Origin of the sequence: Bradyrhizobium amphicarpaeae (assembly GCF_002266435.3) — a bacterium.
Taxonomy (GTDB): Bacteria; Pseudomonadota; Alphaproteobacteria; order Rhizobiales; family Xanthobacteraceae; genus Bradyrhizobium; species Bradyrhizobium amphicarpaeae.
This window is the reverse complement of the sequence record NZ_CP029426.2, coordinates 6,929,442-6,954,301: the sequence shown is the minus strand read 5'-3', so window position 1 is coordinate 6,954,301 and position 24,860 is coordinate 6,929,442. Positions and strand designations below refer to the sequence as shown.

The following is a 24,860-nucleotide window of genomic DNA, read 5'->3' as shown; positions in this document are numbered from 1 at the left end:
ATGAGCGAAGCGATATGCGGGAATGATCGTCCCGGATGTCGCTTCGCTCATCCGGGCTACGGCACCGTCTATTGCTTCGGCAGCTTGGCCTTCAGCGCATATAACGCATCGAGCGCTTCGCGCGGCGACATCTCGTCCGGATGCAGCGCCTTCACGGCTTCCATCAGCAGCTCCGCCTCGCTCGGCGGCGCGGCCTCGGCCGCTGCGCGGGAGGGGACTGCGAACAGCGGCAGATCGTCCACCAGCGCCCGTGCGGTCTGGCCGCGGTCCTGCGCCTCCAGCTTGGAGAGCACCGATTTCGCGCGCGTGATCACCGCCGGCGGCAGGCCGGCGAGCTTGGCGACCTGGATGCCGTAGGAGCGGTCGGCCGAACCCGGCAGCACCTCGTGCAGGAACACGACGTTGCCCTGCCACTCCTTCACCCGCACGGTGGCGTTGAACATCCGCGGCAGCTTGGCCGAGAGCGCGGTCAGCTCGTGGTAATGCGTCGCGAACAGCGTCCGACAGCGATTGCTTTCGTGCAGATGCTCGATCGCGGCCCAGGCGATCGAGAGGCCGTCGAAGGTCGCGGTGCCGCGGCCGATCTCGTCGAGGATGACGAGCGAGCGCTCGCCGGCCTGGTTCAGGATCGCAGCCGTCTCGACCATTTCCACCATGAAGGTGGAGCGGCCGCGGGCGAGATCGTCGGCGGCGCCGACGCGCGAGAACAGGCGGTCGACGATGCCGATCCGCGCGCGCGTGGCTGGCACGAAGCTGCCGATCTGGGCAAGAAGGGCAATCAGCGCGTTCTGGCGCAGGAACGTCGATTTGCCGGCCATGTTGGGACCGGTGAGCAGCCAGAGCTGGCCGGATTTTTGTGCGGGTGTCGGCGACAAATCGCAGGCATTGGCGATGAACGGCTCGCCATTGCGCTTCAGGGCCTGCTCCACCACGGGATGGCGGCCGGCCTCGATCGCAAAGCCGAGCGAATTGTCCACATCCGGCCGCACATAATGATCGTCGACCGCGAGCTTCGCCAGTGATGTCGCGACGTCGAGCAGGGCGAAGGCGTGGGCGGCCGCGCGCAGGTCGTCGCTGATGGCCAGCGCCTTCGCGCAAAGCCGCTCGAAAATTTCGAGCTCGAGCCCGAGCGCACGGTCGCCCGCATTGGCGATCTTGGCTTCGATCTCGCCGAGTTCGGAGGTGGTGAAGCGCACCTGGCCCGCCAGCGTCTGGCGATGGATGAAGGTGGCGTTCAGCGGCGCCGACATCAGCTTGTCGCCGTGCTGCGCGGTGACCTCGACGAAATAGCCGAGCACGTTGTTGTGTCGGATCTTGAGGCCCTTGACGCCGGTTTGATCGGCATAGCGCGCCTGCATCGAGGCGACGACGAGGCGCGATGCGTCGCGCAAGCTTCTCGTCTCATCGAGGGCGGGTTCGTAGCCGGCGCGAACGAAGCCGCCGTCGCGTTTGATCAGCGGCAGCTGCTCGTCGAGTGCAATGGCGAATTCGGTTGCGAGCTCACGTGAAGGACGCTGCAGCGCCACGATCACCGCTGCGATTTCCTGCGGCGGCTGATCGAGCTCGCCGAGCCGCGCCAGCACCTGGTCGGCGGCGATGATGCCGTCGCGCAGCCCCGCGAGATCGCGCGGGCCGCCGCGGCCGACCGACAGACGCGCCAGCGCGCGCGACATGTCGGGCGCGCCACGCAAGATGCTGCGGATGTCTTCGCGCGCAGCTGAATCGGCGACGAAGACGCTGACCGCATCGAGCCGGCGCGCGATCGCCGGCGCATCCGTCAGCGGCGCCGCCAGACGTTGGGCGAGCAGACGCGAGCCCGCCGAGGTCACCGTGCAGTCGATCGCATCGAGCAGCGAGCCGCGGCGTTCGCCCGCGAGCGTCCGGGTCAGCTCGAGATTGGCGCGCGTCGCCGGATCGATCGCCATGGTCGCGCCGGAAGCTTCGCGCGCGGGTGGCGACAGCGGCGGATGCTTGCCGACCTGGGTGCGGTCGACATAGGTGACGGCGGCCGCTGCGGCGGTGGCTTCGAGACGCGTGAGCTGCGCCAGACCGTCCATGGTCGCGACGGCAAAATAATCGCACAGCCGTTTTTCGGCGGTGGCGCCGTCGAAGACGTCGCGGGTCAGCGGCGTCACCGCCGGCAGTTCGCGCAGGGTCTGCCCGAACTCGCTGTCGTTGTAGAGTGCGTCGGTGACGATGGCCTCGTTCGGGTTGATGCGCGCCAGCGTCGCGGCGAGCTCGCCGCCCGAGCATTCCATCACGGTGAACTCGGCAGTCGAGATGTCGATCCAGGCGAGCCCGAAGCGATCGCCGCCGCCGGAGGCGCGGGCCCGCGCGATCGCCAGCAGGTAATTGTTGGCGCGCGCGTCGAGTAGGGTGTCCTCGGTCAGCGTGCCCGGCGTCACCAGCCGCACCACGCCGCGGCGCACGACGCTCTTGTTGCCGCGTGCCTTGGCCGCAGCGGGATCCTCGGTCTGCTCGCACACCGCGACGCGGTGGCCGGCCAATATCAGACGGTGCAGATAGTCCTCGGACCGTTCGACCGGCACGCCGCACATCGGGATGTCCGCGCCCTGATGCTTGCCGCGCTTGGTCAGCACGATGCCGAGTGTCCTGGAAGCGATCTCGGCGTCCTCGAAGAACAATTCGTAGAAATCGCCCATCCGGTAGAACAGCAAGAGGCCCTGATGCGCCGCCTTGATCTCCAGGTACTGTTCCATCATCGGCGTGACTCGCGCGGCGGCTTCCGCCTGGGGCGCGGGCGTGGATTCGGGCTCTGGAGCGGAGATGGGCTGTTGCATCGTCATGGGCGGCGCAACCTACAAAATTTCGTCCCGTGCTCCTATCGCTTTGGCCGGCGAGGGCGGGTTTTCCACGTTGTCCGCATTGCGGCATGCGTGGCCGGCGTGTGGCCCCCTCGGAACACGCGTGTATCGGTCAATTGACCTGCCGCGGGCGCCCTCCTAAAACTCCGCCGTCATTGAAGAATTCTGGAAGAATTCTGGCCGGACCGCGGCATTCAGGGAGAACAACGATGCGTGACGTCTTTATCTGCGATGCCGTGCGGACCCCGATCGGCCGTTTCGGCGGCTCACTCGCCAAGGTGCGTGCCGACGATCTGGCTGCCGCGCCCATCAAGGCGCTGATGGCCAAGCACCCCAACCTCGACTGGGCGCAGGTCGACGAGGTCTTCTTCGGCTGTGCCAACCAGGCCGGCGAGGACAATCGCAACGTCGCGCGCATGGCGCTGCTGCTGGCGGGCTTGCCGGATTCGGTTCCCGGCCAGACCCTGAACCGGCTCTGCGCCTCCGGCCTCGACGCGGTCGGTGCCGCCGGCCGCGCCATCCGCTCCGGCGAGATCGAGCTTGCGATCGCAGGCGGCGTCGAATCCATGACGCGCGCGCCGTTCGTGATGGGCAAGGCGCAAGAGGCCTTCTCGCGCTCCGCCGAGATCTTCGACACCACGATCGGCTGGCGCTTCATCAATCCGCTGCTCAAGGCGCAGTACGGCGTCGATGCCATGCCGGAGACCGGCGAGAACGTCGCCGAGGAATTCCAGGTCTCGCGCGCCGACCAGGACGCCTTCGCGATTCGCTCGCAGCAGCGCGCGGGCGCCGCGATCGCGGCCGGCTATTTTGCGGAAGAAATCATCCCGATCACCATTCCCGGCGGCAAGGCCGGCCCTGTCACCGTCGACAAGGACGAGCATCCGCGTCCCGAGACCACGCTGGAAGGTCTGGCAAAGCTGAAGCCGATCGTGCGCAACCCCGGTACGGTCACCGCCGGCAACGCTTCCGGCGTCAATGACGGTGCGGCCGCGATGATCCTGGCCTCAGAGGCTGCCGTGAAGAAGCATGGTCTCACGCCCCGCGCGCGCATCCTCGGCCTTGCCTCGGCCGGCGTGCCGCCGCGCATCATGGGCATCGGCCCGGTGCCCGCGACCCGCAAGCTGATGGAGCGGCTCGGCAAGAAGATCAGCGATTTCGACCTGATCGAGCTCAACGAGGCGTTCGCCTCGCAAGGCATCGCCTGCATGCGCCAACTCGGCGTGGCTGATGATGCCGATTTCGTCAATCCGCATGGCGGCGCCATCGCGCTCGGCCATCCTCTCGGCATGAGCGGCGCGCGTCTCGCGCTCACCGCCGTCCACGGCATGGAGAAGCGCGGCGGCAAGCTCGCGCTCGCCACCATGTGCGTCGGCGTCGGCCAGGGCGTGGCGGTTGCGATCGAGAAGCTGAATTAGGACTCTGTGCTTTCCCTCTCCCCGCCTACGGGGAGAGGCGAAAGGAACTGCTTTCCCTAATTAGTTATATCCTATAATGATTGGCGAAGTTGTCCGGCCGGACTACGATTGGCCGGGGAGGAATTCGCCAATGACATTCATCTATCCCACTGACAGCAACAAGGCGCATCCGCTGCCGCTGTCGCCCGACTACAAGAGCTCGATCAAGCGCGCGCCGAACAAGCCGTTGATCCCGATGCGTCACACGCTGTCGGAACTCACCGGTCCCGTCTACGGCCACGAGACCGTGCGCGAGGGCGATAACGACCTCACCACCCAGCACAAGGGCGAGCCGATCGGCGAACGCATCATCGTGCACGGCCATGTGCGCGACGAGGACGGCCGCGGCGTGCCGAATTCGCTGGTCGAGATCTGGCAGGCCAATTCCTGTGGTCGCTACGTTCACGTCCGCGACCAGCACCCTGCGCCGCTCGATCCGAATTTCACCGGCGCGGGCCGCACCGTGAGCGATGCGAGCGGCTACTACCGCTTCGTCAGCATCAAGCCGGGTGCCTATCCCTGGGGCAATCACCACAATGCGTGGCGTCCCGCGCACATCCATCTGTCGGTGTTCGGCCATTCCTTCGTCACACGCCTCGTGACGCAGATGTATTTTCCGAACGACCCGCTGTTTCCGTTCGATCCGATCTTCAACTCGGTGCCGGACGAAAAGGCGCGGGCTCGCATGGTCTCCTCGTTCGATCTCGAGAACACCCAGCCCGAATGGGCGCTGTGCTACCGCTTCGACATCGTGCTGCGCGGCAGGAACGCCACCCCCATGGAGAACCATTAAGTGCAGGATTCTGTGAAGCCCGACGGGATCACGCCATCGCAGACCGTCGGCCCGTTCTTCAAATATGGCCTCACGCCGAACGGCGAATATGCCTGGAACGACGCCTTCACCAACTCGACGCTGACGCCCGACGTCACCGGCGAGCGCATCCGCATCGAGGGTCGCGTGTTCGACGGCGACGGCGTTGCCGTGCCGGATTGCATGCTGGAGATCTGGCAGGCGGATGCGCAAGGCCGCTTCGCCGACCCGCAGGACAAGCGTGCGCTGCCGAATGCGAGCTTCCGCGGCTTTGCCCGTTGCGGCACCGACAAGGACGGCAATTACGCGTTCGAGACCATCAAGCCGGGTACGGTGCCGGATCCCGACGGCAAGCCGCAGGCGCCGCACGTCCTCCTTGCCGTGTTCGGTCGCGGCATGCTGCGGCATCTCTATACCCGGATCTATTTCAGCGACGAGGCCGGCAACGCCGCCGATCCCGTGCTGGCGCTGGTGCCCACTGAACGCCGCGCCACGCTGACCGCGGTACGCGAGGCGGGCAAGCCGGCCTACCGGCTCGACCTGCGGCTCCAGGGCGACGACGAGACGGTGTTCTTCGACGTCTAGCTCACCAGCGACCTGTCCTCTTGCGGTGCCCGGGTATCTCTTCGGGCGCCGCATTTCGGCTTTCGGGTATCGAGGTAGTGTGGCTCGCGCTCACAACCTTCGCTACTCCGGAATCATACGTAGGTTTTTTCTGCCAGTTTCCGATAGATGGATTCAGGGTCCTTTGACGCTAACGCGATATGAGGTTTGCAACTCATGCTGCGGGTAACGTCCATGAAGCCTCGTCTGTCGATTTCCACGGCCATCATCGTGTTTGGAATTCTGCTCATGCTCGGCTTCGCGGCTGTGGTCGCGAGCGGGGCCTATGCGTTGCGTGAACTCAAGGTGGGCGGCTCCCTCTATTCGGACATCAAGCTCGGAAACGATCTCGTCGCCGATATCCTGCCACCACCGGCATACGTCCTCGAAGCTTACCTGGTCGCAACATTGGCGATGCGTGAGCCGGATCAATTGACCGCTCATGGTGAGCGTCTTGTCCAGCTCCGCAAGGATTACGAGGACCGCAAGAAATTCTGGAGTGCATCCAGCCTGGCTCCCGACCTGAAGATGGCGCTGATCTCGAAATCCGACGCCGAAGTACAGAAGTTCTGGAAGCTCGTCTCTGACCAGCTCCTGCCGGCGCTCATGAGCAAGGATGCGGCCGCCGCCGAGAACGCCTATGCGCGGCTGAAGGAGACCTACAATGCGCATCGCGGTATCGTCGACACGATTGTCGAGGGTGCCAACAAGCAGAACGCCGACATGGAGAAGCTTGCGGCGGAACGCGATGCCTCGATGTCCTATTTTGTCTGGGGCGTCTCATTCGCCGTGCTCGTGCTGATCGCCGGTGGCCTTGCGTTCGTCGCGCTGGGAGTCGTCCGCCCAATCGTCCGCATGACCGGTGCAATGCAGAAGCTCGCGAACGGCGATCTCTCGGCCGACGTGCCCTATGCCGATCGCCGCGATGAAGTCGGCTCCATGGCAAGTGCCTTGGCGGTTTTCAAGCAGGGCGCGCTCGATAGCGCCAACATGCGCGACGAGCAAATCCGTGCCGAGAAGGAGGCGGCTGGGGCCAAGCGCGAAGCGCTTCTCGCCATGGCGGAGACGGTCGAGCGGGAAACCGGCGCTTCGGTCGAGAAGGCCGCTGCGGCAACGCAGGGCGTGGAGAGAAGTGCGTCCGACCTTTCGGGGATCGCACGAGATCTGTCGACCGAATCGCAAGCGGTCGCTGCCGCTTCCGAGCAGGCGCTGGCCAGCGCGGAAACCGTGTCGTCCGCGGCGGAGGAATTGACGGCCTCGATCCGCGAGATCGCGAGCCAGCTCGCGCGGGCCAGTGAGGTGACGAAATCGGCCGTCGCTGGCCGCGAGCAGGCACGCACGACGATCCAGGCCCTGTCCGGCGCGGTGAAGAAGATTGCCGAGGTTTCCGATCTCATCGGCGGGATCGCCGGCCAGACCAACCTTCTGGCCCTGAATGCCACAATCGAGGCGGCGCGTGCCGGGGAGGCTGGTCGCGGCTTTGCTGTCGTCGCCGCCGAGGTCAAATCCTTGTCCAACCAGACTGCCAAGTCGACCGAGGAGATTTCGCGCCTGATCGACGAGGTACAGGCCTCTACCGATGCAGCCGTGACGGCCGTCGAGGAGATGGGCGGCCATATCGTCGAGATCGATAGCGTTGCGACCTCCGTCGCTGCCGCCATGGAAGAGCAGGACGCCGCCACGCGCGAGATCGCTCGCTCGATTTCCGAGTCGGCATCCGCGGCCAAGGTGGTCTCGGCCAAGATCGTCCATGTGAGCCGCAATGCAGACTCCGTCAATGAGCGCGCCGGCGAGATGCACGATGCGATTGCCGGCGTGTCGGTGGATCTCTCCTCGCTCAAGTCGGTCCTGGTACGCACGGTACGCAGCTCGACGGCGGATGTGGATCGCCGTTCCTCGCCGCGCCATCCGACGGACCTGCAGGTCTCGGTGACCGACAGCCGGAATGCCGTGCATGGCACGACGCTGGTCGATCTTTCGGAAGGCGGCGCCTGGATTCGCTGTGCGCCGAAACTCAATCCCGGCGAACCCGGTGTGCTTCGAATCAAGGGCCTCGATCTGGCGCTGCCCTTCGATGTGCGGTCCCAGCAAGGCGAGGCCTCGCACGTCTCCTTCGCGCTGGACGCTGCTCAGAAGTCCGAGTTTCTGGGCTGGTTCAACCGACAGTTTGGCGAAGCCAGAGCCGCTTGATCGCAGCGCGAGATCAACGAGCGATCCTCGCCCCGTGACGCGTGCCGGCGGACGATGCGGGCCGCCGAGGCGAGTTGCCGGCACTCGCTTCTCATCGGGCGCGCCGCGCGAGGGCATCGGACCGGGGCCGTTATCTGCCGCGGTGCCTTTACGTCAGTTTGGCTGACGCAAAACCGTTCGCTCAAGCTTGCGCTTCCGTAGTTTTGCGGTCTTTTCCGTCGTGAATTTACCGCCAGGCAAGTCTGTATTTACCACGGTGCTTTAAGGTGGGCGCAGATCTGACGCGTGCTACCGGATTGCCTCATGAAAATTCGTTTGTCGGTATCTTCCGCGATCGTCGCGTTCGGCATCGTGCTCGCCATCGGCTTTACGGCGGTGGTCTCCACCAGCCTCTATGCACTGCGGGAGCTCAAGGTCGGCGGTCCGCTTTACTCCGACATCAAGCTCGGCAACGACCTCATCGCGGACATCCTGCCGCCGCCGGAATATGTCATCGAGGCCTATCTCGAGGCGACCCTGGCCATGCGCGAGCCGGACCAGCTGGCGGCCCACGGCGAACGCCTGATCCAGCTCCGCAAGGATTACGACGAGCGCAAGGCGTTCTGGGTTGCCTCCAGCCTTTCGGCCGACCTGAAGACGGCGTTGGTGTCTAAATCCGATGCCGAGGTGCAGAAATTCTGGAAGGCGTCCGACCAACTCCTGCCGGCCCTCAAGGCCAAGGACGCAGCTGCGTCCGAGCGCGTCTATACCCAGCTCAAGGACGCCTACACCGCGCATCGCGCCGTGATCGACAGCATCGTTGAGAGCGCCAACAAGCAGAATGCCGACATGGAGAAGCTGGCCGCGGACCGCGACAGCTCCATGCTCTTTATCCTCCTCGGCGTCTCCGCCGCGGTCCTGGCCTTCATTGCTGCGGGCCTGCTCGGCGTTGCCGTCGGGGTGGTACGCCCGATCGTGCGCATGACAGACACGATGCAGAAGCTCGCGACCGGCGATCTGGCCGCCGACATTCCGTTCGCGCAGCGCCGGGATGAGATCGGCTCGATGGCGGGTGCGCTGCTGGTATTCAAGCAGGCGGCGGTCGAGAATTCCCGCCTGCGCGAGGAGCAGTTGCAGCAGGAGCAGGCGGCTGCGCTTGCCAAGCGCTCCGCCCTGCACCAGATGGCCGAGACCGTCGAGCGCGAGACCGGCCGATCGGTCGACAGCGCGGGGACGGCGACGCAAGGCGTCGAGCGGGCCGCCTCCAGCCTGTCCGAGATCGCAAGGTCGCTCTCCGCGCAGTCGCAGGCCGTCGCGGCGGCCTCCACCCAGGCCCTCGGCAGCTCGCAGACCGTTTCGGCCGCGGCCGAAGAATTGAGCGCTTCGATCCGCGAGATCGCAAGTCAGGTCGCGCGCACCAGCACCGTCACAAAATCCGCGGTCGCCGGCCGTGAGCAGGCGCGATCGACCATCCAGGCGCTGGCCGGATCGGTGAAGAAGATCGCCGAGGTCTCAGACCTGATCGGCGGCATCGCCGGCCAGACCAACCTTCTGGCACTCAACGCCACGATCGAGGCGGCGCGCGCCGGCGAGGCCGGCCGCGGCTTCGCCGTGGTCGCCGCCGAAGTGAAGTCCCTGTCCGACCAGACGGCCAAATCCACCGAGGAGATCGGTCGGCTCATTGCCGAGATCCAGACCTCGACGCAGGCCGCGGTCGACGCCGTCGAGACCATGGGCGGCCACATCGTCGAGATCGACGGCGTGGCGACCTCGGTTGCCGCCGCGATGGAAGAGCAGGACGCCGCGACGCGGGAGATATCGCGGTCGATTTCCGAATCGGCTTCCGCAGCGAAGGAGGTCTCGGCCAAGATCGGCAATGTCAGCCGCGACGCCGCTTCCGTCGACGAGCGCGCGGCTGAGGTCAGGCAGGCGATCGCAGGCATGGCGGCCAATCTCGAGCAGCTCCGGTCGGTCGTGGTGCGGACCGTGCGCGACTCGACCGCGGCGGCTTGAGCGCGGCATCGGTTCGGCCGCTGGTGCGTGGGGTTATGATCGTGCAATATGGCGCGGGACAGTGGCATCGTGAATTTCATGACACCTCCACAACTGCCTGATGTCGTTGAGCCCGCCCGACTGACGGCCGCGCTACGGCGAGGCGGCGTGCTGGACGCCGGCGCGGTCCGCGAGGTGAAGGTGCTGCATCAGCACCCGGCCCTGGTGTCGCACGTCATCCGACTTGGGCTGCGCTATGTCGGAGAATCCGCCGGGGCCCCGCACTCCGTCATCCTCAAGATGCCGCATTCGGCCTACGCCAAGTCGCTGGCCAATTCTGGTCGGCAGGAAGTGGCCTTCTACACCCGCCTTGCGCCAAATATGCCGTCGCAGATCGTTCCTCGCTGCTACGATGGCCATTTCGATGACGAGAGCCAGGCTTGGCATCTCCTGCTCGAGGATCTCACCGATAGCCATGAGGTTGCGGCTGCTTGGCCGTTGCCGCCCTCGCGCGATCAGGCGATGGCGATCGTCACGGCGCTGGCCCGTTGGCATGCATGCTGGTGGGACCATCCCGGTTTCGGCGAAACCGTCGGTACTTGGTTGAGCGCCGATGACACTGCGAGCCTGATGGAAACGTTCGCAGGTCATTACGACCGCTTTGCTGACTTGCTTGGTGATCGCCTCAGTGAGGAGCGACGTATCCTCTACCGACGCTTCATCGAGAAAGCGGAGCAGCTGTTGCAGCGCTACCATTCGCATCGCCACGTAACCATCGCGCACGGCGATGCCCATACTTGGAATTTCCTGTTGCCGCGCGCGGGCGTCGCGGACGCCGTGCGCATCTTCGATTTCGATCAGTGGCGCATCAACGTTCCTACCCACGATCTCGCCTATATGATAGCGACGCAATGGTATCCAGAGCGCAGGCAGGCGCTCGAACGTCCACTGCTCAACCGCTACTACGAGATGCTGATCGCGCACGGTGTCACCGGCTACACGCGCGGCGCACTCGACCAAGACTATCGTCGGTCGGTGCTGTGGCACATCACCAAGCCCATCTGGCAGTGGAGCATCAACATCCCGCCGGTGATCTGGTGGAATAATCTGGAGCGGATATTCGCGGCCGTGGACGATCTGGGCTGCGAGGAGTTGTTGGGGTAATGCTGTTGTGTCCCGGGCGCGGTGCAGCGTGTAACGCTGCGCCGCAGAACCGGGACCCAGCCTGCCGAAAGCATGGGCCCCGGCTCAGCAGCGCATCACTACGTGCTGCGCCGCGTCCGGGGCACGAGACTTGCCATCTACTCCATCACCGCATGCTCAGGCCCCGCCGCCTGCTTGCGCAGCGTGGCCTTGGTCGAGCCGATCAGCAAGGCGAGCGGGATGGTGCAGAGGACGAAGAGCATCACCAGCTGGTAGTCGTGTGCGAAAGCGATGATCTGCGCCTGCACGCTCACCATCCTGTCGGCCATGGCGCGGCCGGCATCGGTAGACAGGTTGATCAGGCCCCTGACGTCGGGCATCTGCAGTGCATGGTTGAACGGGTTGATGTTCTCGGACAGGATCGCGTAGGTCCGCCGCGTGCCCTGGGTCAGCTGAGCGATGACGACGGAGATGCCGACCGAGCTCGCGACGTTGCGCATCAGCGTCAGCATCGCGGTGCCGTCGGTACGCAACTCGTTCGAGAGCGTCAGGAACGCCACGGTCGAAAGCGGCACGAAGACGAGACCGAAGCCGAAGCCCTGGATCACGCTGACGGCGACGATCTCCGGCACCTGGGTCAAATCGGTCCAGCCGGTCATCTGGAACAGCGAGCCGGCGGTCAGCGTCAGGCCGGAGATGATCAGCGTGCGCGCCTCGACATAGCGCATCATGCGGCCGACCAGCATCATGGCGAAGAAGGTGCCGAAGCCGCGGCTCGCCAGCAAGAGGCCGGCGGTGATGATGGGATAGCCGATCACGTTCTGCATGTAGGGCGAGGCCAGCGCCATGGTCGAGAACAGCACGAGCCCCATCACGATCATGAACATGCAGCCGGTGACGAAGTTGCGGTCGCGGAACAGGCCGAAGCGGATGAACGGCGTCGAGGTCGTGAAGGAGTGCGCGAGGAAGTAATAGAAGGCGACGGCCGAGACGATGAATTCCGCCAGGATCTCGTTCGATTCAAGCCAGCCCAGTTGCTCGCCGCGGTCGAGCGCAAGCTGCAGCGAGCCGATCGCCACCGCCAGCGCGGCGAAGCCGAACCAGTCGAATTTGAGGCTGAGATTCTTGTCGGTCTCGTCCATGAAGACGATCAGTCCGAGCACGGTGATGAAGCCGAACGGCAGGTTGACGAAGAACACCCAGTGCCAGGAATAGGTCTCGGTCAGCCAGGCGCCGAGCGAGGGGCCCATGATCGGACCCATCATCACCCCCATGCCCCAGATCGACATCGCCTTGGCGCGTTCCTGCAGCGTGTAATAGTCGAGCATCACCGATTGCGACAGCGGCACCAGGGCGGCGCCGAACACGCCCTGCAGCAGCCGGAACAGCACCATCTGGTTGATGTCCTGCGCGAGGCCGCACAGCACCGAGGCCATTGTGAAGCCGGCCGCGCAGGTGATGAAGATGCGCTTGCGGCCGAAGCGGTTGGAGATCCAGCCCACCGGCGCCGTCATGATCGCGGCGGCGACGATATAGGAGGTCAGCACCCAGTTGATCTGGTCCTGCGAGGCCGACAGCGTGCCCTGCATGTAGGGCAGGGCGACGTTGGCGATGGTGGTGTCCAGCGCCTGCATGATGGTCGCGGTCATGGCGCAGATCGTCACCATGTTCCGGCGCAGGCCGGGAACCATCAGAGCGGGATTGGACTCCGCCATCAGATCAGTCCTTGTCCTGGTCTTTATCCTGGCTCGCGGTCGCCGACAGGCCGAGCAGGCCGGCGAGGGAGCGTTTGTGGCCGGTGTCGATGGTGGCGTAGACGCTCATGCCGGCCTTCAGCTTCCGCACATATTTGTCGGTCTCGTCGAAATAGATGCGGATCGGCACGCGCTGCACCACCTTGACGAAATTGCCGGTGGCGTTCTGCGGCGGCAGGATGGCAAATTGCGCACCGGTGCCGGGCGACAGCGATCCGATCTTGCCCTTGAAGACGTGGTTCGGGAAGGCGTCGACCTCGAGCGTGACGGGCTGCCCTTCGGTGACGTGGGTGAGGTCGCTCTCCTTCGGATTGGCGTCGACCCAGGGATGGGCGACGTCGATGATGGAGAAGACGGGCGTGCCCGCGGTGACGAAGCGGCCGAGCTGGATCTGCTCGACCTGTGTAGCCACGCCGTCCATCGGCGCGCGCAGCACGGTGTGGTCGAGGTTGCGCTGGGCATCGTCCAGCCTGGCTTTCGCCTGTGCGTAAGGCGGGAATTGCTCCAGCGGCAACGCTGAATCGCCGAGCAGCTGCGTCTTGGCGTTCGAGAGTTGCTGCTTGATGTATTGCGCCTGCGCGCCGGCTGTGACCAGCGCATTCGAAGCGTTGTCGAGATCGAGCTGCGAGCCGAAATTGTTCTTCACCAGCGCCTGCTTGCGCTCGACGTCGCGCTGCTTCAGATCGATGCCTTGCTGGGCAAGGTTGAGCATGTCGCCATAGATCTTGATGTTGGCAACGAGATTGTCATAGGTCGTGCGGGTTTGCGCGAGCTGGGCCTTGGCCTCGTCGACCGCGTGGCGGAACGGAACGGGGTCGATCTCGAACAGCTCGTCGCCGTGCTTGACCGACTGGCCTTCCTTCACGACCACCTTCAGGATCTTGCCGGAGATATCGGGCGTCACCAGCACTTTCTGCGCGCCGACATAGGCGTCGTCGGTGCCGACATAGCGGCCGCCATGCAGATAAAAGGTGAGGCCGCCGACGACTGCGACGAGAGGCAGCACGACCAGAAGCAGGAAACGGCGGTAGCGCCGCAGGCCCGCGACCAGGCGGCGGCGCGGATCGGTGCCGGCTTTCTTGGTCGGCTTGCCGCTGTCGGTCTTCTGCTCGGGCTGGAACTTGAGGACTTGATCAGCCATAGCGCTGCTCCTTGCGCGCTTGTTCCGCGCTGCTGGTCTGGATCGCGGTGCGCACGTTTTCCTTGATGGTTTCGAGTTGTGTCAGCAGGCGATGGGCGTCGGCCGGCGTGATGCCGTCCAGCGCGTTGGCCGTCAGCTCGGATTTCAGCCCGCTCATCCGCCCCAGCAATTGCCGGCCGGCTTTCTTGAGATAAAGCCGCTTGACGCGGCGGTCCGAGGCATCGTTGCGGCGCTCGATCCAGTCGCTGTCGCAGAGCTTGTCGATCAGGCGGGTCAGTGTGATCGGCTGCATCTCCAGCAGCTCGGCGAGTTCCGACTGCTTCATGCCCTCGCTGCGCTCGACCTTGGCCAGCACCGCCCATTGCGCGCGGGTGATGCCGAAGCGGGACGCCTCCTTGTCGGCATAGACGCGCAAGAGGCGGTAGAGTTCGCCCAGCGTGAACAGGAAATTCTGGTCGACGGACCCGCGGGTCATAAGCTTTGTCTCCAATGAGCTTGAATATAATAAGCAAGCTTATGATTATTTCACGCCGGGTTTGCGGGACGCTGTCCCGCAGCAAGAGCATGGCTGACCGCCACGTCGGCGGTCGTGCTTTGGGTTCCCCGGCTGAAATGCTAGAACGCCGGTCGCATGACCCTCGCAAAGCCGGCATTTCCCGCGCCCGACCATGATCACGGCCGCTGCACCGCGGATGCGCTGGCGCATGCCGAGGCCGTTTGCCAGCAGCGCGCGCAGAAGTTCACGCCGATCCGTCGTCACGTGCTGGCAGCCTTGCTCTCCAGCCACCGCCCGCTCGGCGCCTACGAGGTGATCGACGAATTGGCAAAATCGATGGCGCGTCCGGCGCCGATCACGGTCTATCGCGCTCTCGATTTTTTGATGGCCAACGGCCTCGTGCACCGCATCGAAAGCCGCAACGCCTATCTCGCCTGTGCCGCCCACGACCACGACGCGACCTCGGCGGTGGCGTTCCTGATCTGCGAGCGCTGCGGCCTGGTCGGCGAGATTTCGTCGGCGTCCTTTGCCAACGATATCAACGTTGCCGCGCGCAGTTCAGGCTTCGCACCCAAGTTGTCCGTGGTGGAAATCACGGGCGTCTGCACTCATTGCCAGAAAGCTGCATAAGCAAACAACGGCGCAAAGCCGGTTTTTCGGGAAGATATGCCCTCACCACAAGCCAACCCATCCGCCGCACGTCCCCTCAGTGCCGGCGCCATCGCCCTGATGCTCATGCTTTGCCTGACCTGGGGGTTCAACCAGATCGCGGTGAAGCTGGTGCTGCCGGACATCCCGCCGATGCTGCAGGCCACGATCCGGTCGGCGGGCGCGCTGCCGGTGCTGTTCATCATCGGCACGCTTCGCGGCGTCAAATTCTTCGAGAACGACGGCACGTGGAAGCCGGGCCTGATCGCCGGGCTGATGTTCGGCATCGAATTCGTATTGATCTTCCAGGGGCTGCGCCTCACCTCGGCCTCGCGCGCGGTGGTGTTCCTCTACACCGCCCCGTTCTTCGTTGCGCTCGGCTCCTACCAGGTGCTCGGCGAGCGGCTCGGCGCCTCGCAATGGCTGGGTCTCGCCATCAGCTTTGCCGGCGTCGCCCTCGCGATTGGCGTGCCGCAGCCCAATGTCGATTCGCATGTCCTGCTCGGCGACCTCATGATCGTCGGCGGCGCCGCGCTGTGGGCGGCGACCACGCTGGTGGCCAAGGGGACGCGCTTGCGGTTCGCCGCGCCCGAAAAGGCGCTGGGCTATCAGGTTGCGATCTCGATCCCGATCCTGGGGCTGGCGGCCTGGCTGTTCGGCGAGACCATCACGCACACGCCCGCGCCGCTGTCGCTCGGCCTGATGGCGTTCCAGGCGATCTGGGTGGTTGGAACCACGTTCACGCTTTGGTTCGCCCTGGTGAAGACCTATTCGGCCAGCAAATTGTCTGCTTTTACCTTCATCACCCCTTTGTTTGGCGTGGTCGGTAGCTATTTCATCATGCACGACACCTTGAGCCTGGCATTCGGGGCGGCGGCCGTCCTTGTAATTGCTGGACTTTTCCTGGTTAACCGTCCGAGCCAAGTCGCTGCGGCGCCACGCGATGCATTGCTGAACGTCACCAAAACCTGATATTTGGACCCCATGAACAAGCCCGAAACCACCATCGATTCCGACATCGCGGGCCCCGCGCCGCGCCATCACACCACCCAGGTCAAGGTCGGCGACGTCGCCGTCGGCGGCGGCGCGCCGATCGTCGTGCAGTCGATGACCAACACCGACACCGCCGACATCGACGGTACCATTGCCCAGGTCGCAGCGCTCGCGCGCGCCGGCTCCGAAATGGTCCGCATCACCGTGGATCGCGAGGAAGCCGCTGCCGCCGTTCCGCATATTCGCGACGGCCTCGCCAAGCGCGGTATCACCACGCCGCTGATCGGCGACTTCCACTATATCGGCCACAAGCTGCTCGCGGCCTATCCGGCCTGCGCCGAGGCGCTCGCCAAGTACCGCATCAATCCCGGCAATGTCGGCTTCAAGGACAAGCGCGACACCCAGTTCGCCGACATCATCGAGATCGCCAACAAGAACGACAAGCCGGTCCGCATCGGCGCCAATTGGGGCTCGCTCGACCAGGAACTGCTGACCAAGCTGATGGACGAGAACGCCGCGTCCGCCAATCCCCGCGACGTGCGCGCGGTGACGCGCGAAGCCATGGTGCAGTCCGCGCTGCTCTCGGCGGCGCGCGCCGAAGAGCTCGGCATGCCCAAGAACCGCATCATCCTCTCCGCAAAAGTCTCGGCGGTGCAGGATCTGATTGCCGTGTATCAGGATCTCGCGTCGCGTTCCGACTACGCCATCCACCTCGGTCTCACCGAGGCCGGCATGGGCACCAAGGGCATCGTGGCCTCCTCCGCCGCGCTCGGTATCCTCTTGCAGCAGGGCATCGGCGACACCATCCGCATCTCGCTGACGCCGGAGCCCGGCGGCGACCGCACCCGCGAGGTGCAGGTCGGCCAGGAGCTGCTGCAGACGATGGGTTTCCGCACCTTCGTGCCGCTGGTCGCGGCGTGCCCCGGCTGCGGCCGCACCACCTCGACCACGTTCCAGGAGCTGGCACGCTCGATCCAGGATTTCATCCGCGACGAGATGCCGAGTTGGAAGACGAAATACCCCGGCGTGGAAGAGCTCAACGTCGCGGTGATGGGCTGCATCGTCAACGGGCCCGGCGAATCCAAGCACGCCAATATAGGCATCTCCTTGCCCGGCACCGGCGAAGCCCCGGCCGCGCCTGTGTTCGTCGACGGCAAGAAGTTCCGCACGCTGCGCGGCCCGACCATCTCCGCCGATTTCAAGGCGCTGGTGATCGACTATATCGAGCAGCGTTATGGCCAGGGCGCCAAGGTGCCGGTGACGGCGGCGGAGTAGGCGTCTTCCACACATCGGAATCGTAAGGCGGGTTCGCGAAGCGAAGCCCGCCTTATTTTTTGCGCGATCGTAGCCCGGATGGAGCGCAGCGAAATCCGGGGCCTTCGCGCGAGCCAAGAAACCATTCCCGGATTGCGCTGCGCTCCATCCGAGCTACGATGGCCCCAATCAAAACGATCGGGAGAACCGCCATGAGCTCACTCGCCGGCAAGCAGGGCCCGCGTTACCGCCACACGTCCGATGACGGCGTGCCTTACGAGACCATCGCGGTCGAAAAGCTCACGCCCATCATCGGTGCGGAAATCTCGGGCGTCGACATCGGCGCGCTCGTCGACGGCGATGCCCGCCCCAACCGGCAGATGGACGAGATCCATCGCGCGCTCGCCGAAAACCTCGTCATCTTCTTCCGCGACCAGACCATCACGCCGCAGCAGCATCTCGCCTTCGGCCGCAAGTTCGGCGAGCTGCATTTTCATCCGGCCGCCCCGCACGAAGACGAAGACCCCGCGCTGATGAAGATTTATGCCGACAAGAACTCGCCGCGCGCCAATGGCGAGGGCTGGCATTCCGACGTGTCCTGCGATCTCGAGCCGCCGATGGGCTCGATCCTCTACATCAAGCAATGCCCGCCACGCGGCGGCGACACGCTGTTCGCCAACATGTATGCGGCCTACGAGGCGCTGTCGGACCGGATGAAGGCCTATCTCGATGGCCTCACCGCGCTGCATGATGGCGAGCCGATTTATCGCGGACTCTACGCGAATTATGGCGTTGCCGACCGCCCGTCCTATCCGAGCGCCGAGCATCCGGTGGTGCGCACGCATCCGGTCACCGGCAAGAAGGCGCTCTACGTCAACCGCGGCTTCACCCGCCACATCAACGGCGTCCCGCGCGACGAGAGCGACGCGATGCTCGCCTATCTCTACCAGCACGCCGAAAACCCGCTGTTCCAGTGCCGCTTCCGCTGGACCGAGAACGCCATCGCGTTCTGGGACAACCGCTGCACCCAGCACCGCGCGATGTGGGACTACTGGCCGCATACGCGCTCGGGGACGCGGGTGACGGTGAAGGGGGAGCGGCCGGTGTGAGAACGTCGTGGCGTGCTATCGCGGTTTCGCTGATCCCGCTTTTGCTTTCGCCGATCGACGTTGCGTGGGCAGCCGGCGCGCCCAAGCTTGCGAAGGCGAGGTCGAGAGCGGCCGCGCCGGAGGCATGTGAGCCGCGCAAATTTCGAATCGTCGTGGATGTCGGCCACACCCCGGATTCCTACGGCGCGCTGAGCGCTCGCAATGATCCCGAGTTCGGCTTCAATTTCAGGCTCGCGAGCTTGGTCACGTCCAAACTCAGGCACGAAGGCTTTGCCGCAACCCGCCTGCTGGTCACCGACGGCAAGGCGCGGCCGAGCCTGTTCAAGCGGGTCAGTGCCGCGAACGACGGCCGAGCCGATCTGTTCCTGTCGATCCACCATGATTCGGTCCCGGACACATTGCTGGAGACCTGGGAGTTCGATGGCGCGAAGAGCTATTTCAGCGACCGCTTTTCGGGCCACTCCCTGTTCGTGTCGCGGCAGAACTCGCACTTCGCCACCAGCCTGATGCTGGCCCGGATGATCGGCAGGCAGTTGAAGGAGCAGGGCCTGCACTATGCCAGCCAGTACACCTTGCCGGTGATGGGTCGTTACCGCCGTCAGTTGCTCGACAAGGATGTCGGCGTCTATCGCTATGACGGGCTCGTCGTTCTCTCGCGGACGAGCAGTGCGGCCGTGCTGCTCGAAGCCGGCTCCATCATCAACCGCGACGAGGAAATGGCGATGAACTCGCCGGATCGGCACGAGACGATTGCGGCGGCCGTGGCGTCGGCCATAGGGCAGTTTTGCGCGAAGCGGTAGGTTTGTCGCACTGACGGATGGTCTACAGTGGCATCCGCCGATACTCGCGGTTCGCCAGGCTCGCCTCCTCCAGATCCAGATCGCGCTCGATCCGCCGCCGCGTCTCGTCGGTAATCTGGCCGTCGCGCAGGAGATCGTGGATGAATTTTCGTTCGGCGGCGATCAGGTCGCGGGTCAGCGCGGTGCCGGCGGCGGAGACGTCGTGGTGGGTGGGGTCGAGTGAATCGGGCAGCTGACTGATACGGATCTCATGGCGGGCGCGCAGCAGCCGCATCACTTCGTCGGAGACGTCCTTCTCTTCGGTCAGCGCGTCGAGCGATTTCAACGCGGCATCGAGGGCCTGGCGTCTCGCCGCGATCTCGGCCTCGTGCTCGGCGGCATGCTCGTTGCGGCCGGCCTCGGCGACCCCGAGCCAGCGCACGACCGGCGGCAGCGTCAGGCCGACGCCGATCAGCGTGACGAAGATGACGCCGAAGGCCACGAAGAGGATCAGGTCGCGGTACGGAAATGCATCGCCGTCGGGCAGCGTGAACGGCAGCGCCAGCGCGGCCGCGAGCGACACCGCCCCGCGCACGCCGGTGAAGGCGAGCACGAACGGCCACTGCCATGGCGGCGCCGGATCGCGCTTGCGCAGCGACTTGCTGAGCATCCGCGGCAGGTAGGTTGCGGGATAGAGCCAGGCAAAGCGTGCGGTCACGATGATGACCAGGACCAATGCGGTTGCGATCAGGATGTCGTCGAGCGGGAACGCCTTCGACTTCTCGTAGAGCGCCCGCATCTGGAAGCCCGTGAGCAGGAACAGTACGCCCTCGATCAGGTAGATAACGAGGTCCCAGAAGAAGATGCCTTGCAGGCGCGTCGCCGACGAGATCAGCAGCGGGCCGTTCCAGCTCACATAGAGACCGCAGGCCACCGTCGCGATCACGCCGGAGCCGCCGAGATGCTCGGGCAGCCAGTAGGAGACGTAGGGGGTGATCAACGACAGCGTCAGCTCGACCTGCGGATCCCCGGACCATTTGCGGAAGCGAAGGGAGAGCCAGCCGACGCCAATGCCGAAGGCGATCTCGCTGGCGACGATGAGGAGGAACTCGCCGGCCGCCAGCGGCAGCGAGAAATGCCCGACCATGATCGCGGCCAGCGCGAAGCGGTAGAGGATCAGCGCCGTGGCATCATTGGCGAGCCCTTCACCCTCGAGGATGACCAGGAGCCGTCGCGGCATGTTGAGCCGGCGCGCGATCGCGAGCGGCGCCACCACGTCGGGCGGCGCGACGATGGCGCCGAGCAGGAAGCCGATGGTCCAGGGCAGGCCGATCATGTAGTGCGTGGCGGCCGCCACCAGCGCCGCAGTGAAGATCACGGCACCGACCGCGAGCAGCACGATGGGGCGCAGATTCTTCCGGAACTCGCGCCAGCTCATGGCGACGCTGGCCGAGTAGATCAGCGGCGGCAGCACCATCAGCAGCACCAGTTCCGGCGGCAATTCCACCGCCGGCATGCCCGGCACGAAGGCGAGGCCGACGCCAGCCAGCATCAGCAGGATGGCAGGGGCGATGTTGAAGCGCCGCGCGGCGAGAGCCACGCCTGCCAGTACGGCGAGCAGGATGAGAAAGGTCTGAAATTTCGCTTCCATGATGGTCTGTCTTGACCCGGAAGCGACGGCTGCGTCAATGCGTGCCGCTTACGCCAGGCGTTCGGCCACCATCCGCCCGATGCGTGCAAAGGCGGCTTCGATCTGCGCCGCGTTCGGCGTGCCGCCCTGGGTATAGGCCGTGATCAGGATCGGCGTCTCGGGCTTGTTGTCGGGTCTGGGCCAGGCGACCGCGATGTCGCCCGAAGCGTCCTTGCCGTTGTTGCCGGTCTTGTCGCCGATGGTCCAGCCTGCGGGCAGGCCGCCGCGCAGCCGGTTGGCGCCGGTCTTGCAGTTCACCATCCACTCCGTGAGCAGGCCACGCGAGGCTGGCGTCAGTGCCTCGCCCACCACCAGGCGCCGCAAATTTCCCGCCATCGCTGCCGGCGTCGTGGTGTCATGGGGATCGCCGGGCGGCGAGCGGTTGAGTTCGGGTTCGTTGTGATCCAACCGCGAGGTGGTGTCGCCGAGCGAGCGCCAGAACGCGGTGAGCGCGGCGGGGCCGCCGATCCGCGCCAGCAGCAGATTTGCGCAGGTATTGTCGCTGAGCTCGACGATCGCCTTGCACATGTCGCTGACCGACATCGCGCCGGCCGCAAGGTTCTGCCTGGCGACCGGCGCATACTCCAGCAGGTCGGCCTTGCCGTAAGCGATCGTGGCCGCAAGCTTCTCTTCGCCGCGATCGACCCGAGCCAGCACGCAGGCCGCGAGCGAGGCCTTGAAGGTCGAGCACATCACGAAACGCTCGTCGGCGCGCCAGGCGAGCTTCTTGCCGGTCGCAAGGTTCTCCGCATAGACCCCGATCCGTCCGCCGCTCTCGCGCTCATAGGTTTCGAGTTCCGCTGGAGGTTCGGCGGCCAACGCGGGGGAGGCGGCGATCCAGCATAGCGAGGCGAGCAGGGAACGGCGATCGAGCGGCATGGGAGGCTTTCAGGCGAGCGAAGGTCGAGCTAAAACGGACTCGCTATTTGCGCTGTCATTGCGAGCGCAGCGAAGCAATCCAGAATCTCTCCGCGGAGGGATTCTGGATTGCTTCGTCGCAAGAGCTCCTCGCAATGACGTGTGGCTAGAGTTGGGCTCACTCCTAAGAGAATGCCTCCCAAGTCGGACTGTGGAAGGCTTTGCCGCTCTCACTCCCTCAGATCATAACGATACGACTTCGACACGATCTGCCAGCCGTCGGCGAGCTTCATCGCGACCAAGTAGTCGGTGAAGAAACGCGGCGGCAGCTGACATCGCACCTTGATGAAGGCGGTCTTGTCGTCCGAACGGTCGATGGTGACGATGAAATCCTCGCGCGGCTTGCCTTCGGCCTTGGCGGAGGCGCGTTTGCGGACGCGGTCGAGCCAGTCGGGCACGGTCAGGACCTGGAGCTCGCCCTTCTCGACCCAGCGCAAGTCAGCGGAGGGATGGAAGATGGTGCCGAGCTTCTCGGCGTCGCCCTCGTAAAGCCCGTCGAAATAGGATTGCACGACGGCTTCGACGCTCGAACGGTTCTGGCTCATGGGTCATCCTTTTGAATGATGGCTTGGGCGGAACTTAGTCGTACACATCGAAATGCGCTATGGGTGTCTCTCGCCAATCGCGCGAGGGTGTTGGAATGACCGGATCAGAAACTTCGAACGCTCGTATCCTGATCGGCGAATGCTACTGCCGCACCGTGCGGTTCGAAGTCGTCGACGCGTTCTCCTATGCGATGAACTGCCATTGTTCGAACTGCCGTCGCACCACCGGCTCCGCGTTCAAGCCGTTCGCCGGCATCGCGCAGGACAAGCTCCGCATTGTCCGGGGCGGCGACCAGAGGATGATCTTCGGCGACGACACGACCCATGATGCCCATTGTGGGCGATGCGGCTCGCTGCTCTATTCTCGAGTGCGGGAAGGACAATGGGTTCATGTCGCCATGGGAACCCTGGTCGATGCCCCCTCGATCCGGCCGAGCGCCCACATCTTCGTGGGCTCGAAGGCGCCCTGGCATGACATTACGGACGATCTGCCGCAATATCGGGGGCATATCGGGGTTGTCTGAGGGAAACCGGTTCGCCCGCATCGGCCGGCGAACCGCGACCGCGCTGGTGCGACAAACTAAGGGGGCTCTCTGGTCGTCGCCGGCACGGCCTTCGTGACCTCCATCACAAGTGCCGGCACCAGATCCTGCTAAAGCGATCCCAAAGGGGCCAGATGGCCTGAATTTCGGAAGTCGTGTCATGCGCAATCTGCTCAGACTTTGCCCTCTCCTCCTCGCTGCCGCGTTGCTGTTCGGCGCCGGGCCCGCTTTCGCCGGAAAGCGGGTCGCTCTGGTGATCGCCAACTCGGCGTATCAGCACGCGCCGTCGCTCGCCAACCCCGTCAATGACGGTGCGGTGATGGCGAAGACACTGAAGGACGCCGGTTTCGATGTCGTCGATTCCCGGCACGATTTGTCGGCGCAGGAGACGCGGCGCGTGCTGCGCGAGTTCGCCGACGCGACCCGAAGCGCCGACATCGCAGTGGTCTACTATGCCGGCCACGGCATCGAGGTCGAGGGCTCGAACTATCTGATTCCTGTCGATGCCAAGCTCGAGCGCGACACCGACGTCTATGACGAAGCGCTGTCCCTCGACCGCGTTCTGGTCGCGGTCGAACCTGCCAAGCAGCTCCGTCTGGTGATCCTGGATGCCTGCCGCGACAATCCGTTCGGCAAGACCATGAAACGCACGGTGGCCTCGCGCGGCATCGGTCGGGGCCTCGCCCAGGTCGAGCCGACCAGCCCCAACACCCTGATCGCCTATTCGGCCAAGGCCGGCTTCACGGCCCAGGACGGTGACGGCGCCAACAGCCCATTTACGGTCGCGTTGTCGAAGCATCTGGCGACGCCGGGTCTCGATGTCCGCCGCGCCTTCGGCTTCGTGCGTGATGACGTGCTCAAGTCGACCGGTAACAAGCAGGAGCCGTTCGTTTACGGTTCGCTCGGTGGTGAGGACGTGCCGCTGGTTCCGGTCAAGGTGACGGCCGCAGCAACCGTTGCGCCCGCGCCGAACCCGCAGGCCGACATCCGCCGCGATTACGAGCTCGCGCTCCAGGTCGGCAACAAGGCGGCGTGGGCTGCCTTCCTCGCCCAGCATCCCGATGGCTTCTATGCGAGCCTCGCCAAGCTTCAAGTCGAGAAGATTGGTGCCGAGCAGGCCCACGCGGCTGCCACCGAGAAGGCGAAACAGGCCGAGGCAGAACGCGATCGTCTCGCCGCGCTTGGCGCGCAGAAGGATGCACAGGTCAGGGCGGCGGCCGATGCGAAGGCCGCCGAGCAGGCGCAGCTCGCCGCGCAGAAGGCCAAGGAGCAGGCGCAGCAGCAGGCCGCTGCCGCCGAGCAGCAGCGCGTCAACCTCGCCGCCGCAGCGCCGAGCGCTGCGCCGACCAGCACGGCGAGCCCGGCCGGCACCAACGTCGCCTCCCTGACGCCGGCGACCGCGCCGGCCGATCTCAGCCGCACGGTGCAGACCGAGCTCGGCCGCGTCGGCTGCTACTCCGGGCAGGCCGACGGCAACTGGAATACGTCATCGCAGCGCTCGCTGTCGCAGTTCAACCGCTATGCCGGCACCAAGCTCGACGTGAAGGTGGCAAGCACGGACGCGCTGGATGCAGTCAAGGCCAAGCCGTCGCGGGTCTGCCCGCTGGTCTGCGAGCACGGTTTCAAGGCCGATGGCGACAAGTGCACGAAAATCGTCTGCCGCGAAGGCTACGCGGTCAACGACGATAACGAGTGCGAGAAACAGCGCGCCGCCAAGCCGGCCAAGCCCGCAACGGCGAAGCGCGACGACGGTGACGAGCGTCCCGCCCGGCAGCGTCGTCAGGCCGGTGATACCACTGCCGGAGCTGCGGGTGGTTATGATGGTGCGGCTGGCATTGCCGCCGCAGCCGGCGCCAGCCGTCGTTCGGGGGGCGGGCAGATGTACTGCAACAACACCGGCTGCCGCCCGGTCAACCGCGGCTGCCATCTCGAATATCGCGGCGGTGGCGGTCCCGGCAACGACGCCAATGCCGAGGTTTGCAACTGACGAT

Annotated in this window: 20 protein-coding genes; 13 read left to right on the top strand and 7 right to left on the bottom strand. The window is 65.1% G+C overall.

Going from position 1 to position 24,860, the window contains the following annotated elements; genetic code table 11:
* Positions 1–68 precede the first annotated feature (68 nt).
* Positions 69–2,807: a DNA mismatch repair protein MutS gene (gene mutS / locus CIT40_RS32565; RefSeq protein WP_094894572.1), complete on the bottom strand. Its 2,739-nt coding sequence runs from the start codon at positions 2,805–2,807 to the stop codon at positions 69–71.
* A gap of 227 nt (positions 2,808–3,034) precedes the next feature.
* Between mutS and pcaF the strand changes: the two genes are divergently transcribed.
* From pcaF to CIT40_RS32535, 6 genes are all read left to right on the top strand, one after another.
* Complete coding sequence (gene pcaF / locus CIT40_RS32560) at positions 3,035–4,243, top strand: 3-oxoadipyl-CoA thiolase (RefSeq protein ID WP_091964510.1); 1,209 nt, start codon at positions 3,035–3,037, stop codon at positions 4,241–4,243.
* Positions 4,244–4,373: 130 nt separating this feature from the next.
* Complete coding sequence (gene pcaH, locus CIT40_RS32555; protein ID WP_094894575.1) at positions 4,374–5,075, top strand: protocatechuate 3,4-dioxygenase subunit beta; 702 nt, start codon at positions 4,374–4,376, stop codon at positions 5,073–5,075.
* Positions 5,076–5,678 carry a protocatechuate 3,4-dioxygenase subunit alpha gene (gene pcaG, locus CIT40_RS32550; RefSeq protein ID WP_094894577.1) on the top strand — a complete coding sequence of 201 codons (603 nt, stop codon included), beginning with the start codon at positions 5,076–5,078 and terminating at the stop codon, positions 5,676–5,678.
* A gap of 213 nt (positions 5,679–5,891) precedes the next feature.
* Positions 5,892–7,886 carry a methyl-accepting chemotaxis protein gene (locus tag CIT40_RS32545; RefSeq protein WP_094894580.1) on the top strand — a complete coding sequence of 665 codons (1,995 nt, stop codon included), beginning with the start codon at positions 5,892–5,894 and terminating at the stop codon, positions 7,884–7,886.
* 303 nt (positions 7,887–8,189) lie between these two features.
* Positions 8,190–9,878 (top strand): methyl-accepting chemotaxis protein, encoded by a 1,689-nt coding sequence (locus CIT40_RS32540; RefSeq protein ID WP_094894583.1) that lies wholly within the window; start codon positions 8,190–8,192, stop codon positions 9,876–9,878.
* 48 nt (positions 9,879–9,926) lie between these two features.
* Positions 9,927–11,021, top strand: coding sequence for a phosphotransferase (locus tag CIT40_RS32535; RefSeq protein WP_094894585.1), 1,095 nt, complete (start codon positions 9,927–9,929; stop codon positions 11,019–11,021).
* A gap of 137 nt (positions 11,022–11,158) precedes the next feature.
* On the opposite strand, the gene CIT40_RS32530 is transcribed toward CIT40_RS32535, so the two are convergent.
* Genes CIT40_RS32530 through CIT40_RS32520 form a run of 3 tightly spaced genes read right to left on the bottom strand, consistent with a single transcriptional unit; the run spans position 11,159 to position 14,370 of the window.
* Positions 11,159–12,715 (bottom strand): MDR family MFS transporter, encoded by a 1,557-nt coding sequence (locus tag CIT40_RS32530; RefSeq protein ID WP_094894588.1) that lies wholly within the window; start codon positions 12,713–12,715, stop codon positions 11,159–11,161.
* Between the two features lie 4 nt (positions 12,716–12,719).
* A complete protein-coding gene (locus tag CIT40_RS32525; protein ID WP_094894591.1) occupies positions 12,720–13,895 on the bottom strand; it encodes an HlyD family secretion protein in 1,176 nt (391 codons plus the stop codon).
* The gene (locus CIT40_RS32520; RefSeq protein WP_094894593.1) at positions 13,888–14,370 is read right to left on the bottom strand and encodes a MarR family winged helix-turn-helix transcriptional regulator; all 483 of its coding nucleotides are present in this window, start codon (positions 14,368–14,370) and stop codon (positions 13,888–13,890) included. The genes CIT40_RS32525 and CIT40_RS32520 overlap by 8 nt, the downstream gene beginning before the upstream one ends.
* Before the next feature lie 156 nt (positions 14,371–14,526).
* Between CIT40_RS32520 and CIT40_RS32515 the strand changes: the two genes are divergently transcribed.
* From CIT40_RS32515 to CIT40_RS32495, 5 genes are all read left to right on the top strand, one after another.
* A complete protein-coding gene (locus CIT40_RS32515) occupies positions 14,527–15,021 on the top strand; it encodes a Fur family transcriptional regulator (protein WP_094894596.1) in 495 nt (164 codons plus the stop codon).
* Between the two features lie 36 nt (positions 15,022–15,057).
* On the top strand, positions 15,058–16,011 hold the full coding sequence (locus CIT40_RS32510) for a DMT family transporter (RefSeq protein WP_094894599.1): 954 nt from the start codon (positions 15,058–15,060) through the stop codon (positions 16,009–16,011).
* A gap of 12 nt (positions 16,012–16,023) precedes the next feature.
* Complete coding sequence (gene ispG, locus CIT40_RS32505) at positions 16,024–17,307, top strand: flavodoxin-dependent (E)-4-hydroxy-3-methylbut-2-enyl-diphosphate synthase (protein WP_094894601.1); 1,284 nt, start codon at positions 16,024–16,026, stop codon at positions 17,305–17,307.
* 191 nt (positions 17,308–17,498) lie between these two features.
* Complete coding sequence (locus CIT40_RS32500; RefSeq protein ID WP_162307786.1) at positions 17,499–18,395, top strand: TauD/TfdA dioxygenase family protein; 897 nt, start codon at positions 17,499–17,501, stop codon at positions 18,393–18,395.
* Between the two features lie 17 nt (positions 18,396–18,412).
* Positions 18,413–19,195, top strand: coding sequence for an N-acetylmuramoyl-L-alanine amidase (locus CIT40_RS32495; protein ID WP_244612025.1), 783 nt, complete (start codon positions 18,413–18,415; stop codon positions 19,193–19,195).
* Between the two features lie 22 nt (positions 19,196–19,217).
* Here CIT40_RS32495 and CIT40_RS32490 read toward each other — a convergent pair whose 3' ends face one another.
* From CIT40_RS32490 to CIT40_RS32480, 3 genes are all read right to left on the bottom strand, one after another.
* On the bottom strand, positions 19,218–20,825 hold the full coding sequence (locus tag CIT40_RS32490) for a Na+/H+ antiporter (protein ID WP_162307785.1): 1,608 nt from the start codon (positions 20,823–20,825) through the stop codon (positions 19,218–19,220).
* 48 nt (positions 20,826–20,873) lie between these two features.
* Positions 20,874–21,743 (bottom strand): class A beta-lactamase, encoded by an 870-nt coding sequence (gene bla, locus CIT40_RS32485; protein WP_094894609.1) that lies wholly within the window; start codon positions 21,741–21,743, stop codon positions 20,874–20,876.
* Positions 21,744–21,952: 209 nt separating this feature from the next.
* Positions 21,953–22,327 carry a nuclear transport factor 2 family protein gene (locus tag CIT40_RS32480; RefSeq protein WP_094894613.1) on the bottom strand — a complete coding sequence of 125 codons (375 nt, stop codon included), beginning with the start codon at positions 22,325–22,327 and terminating at the stop codon, positions 21,953–21,955.
* Between the two features lie 95 nt (positions 22,328–22,422).
* On the opposite strand from CIT40_RS32480, the gene CIT40_RS32475 reads away from it, so the two are divergent.
* Together CIT40_RS32475 and CIT40_RS32470 are read left to right on the top strand one after the other, a co-directional pair.
* Positions 22,423–22,851, top strand: a complete 429-nt coding sequence (locus CIT40_RS32475) for a GFA family protein (protein WP_094894615.1) — start codon at positions 22,423–22,425, stop codon at positions 22,849–22,851.
* A 178-nt stretch (positions 22,852–23,029) separates the two neighbouring features.
* The gene (locus CIT40_RS32470; RefSeq protein ID WP_094894618.1) at positions 23,030–24,856 is read left to right on the top strand and encodes a caspase family protein; all 1,827 of its coding nucleotides are present in this window, start codon (positions 23,030–23,032) and stop codon (positions 24,854–24,856) included.
* Positions 24,857–24,860: the final 4 nt, after the last annotated feature.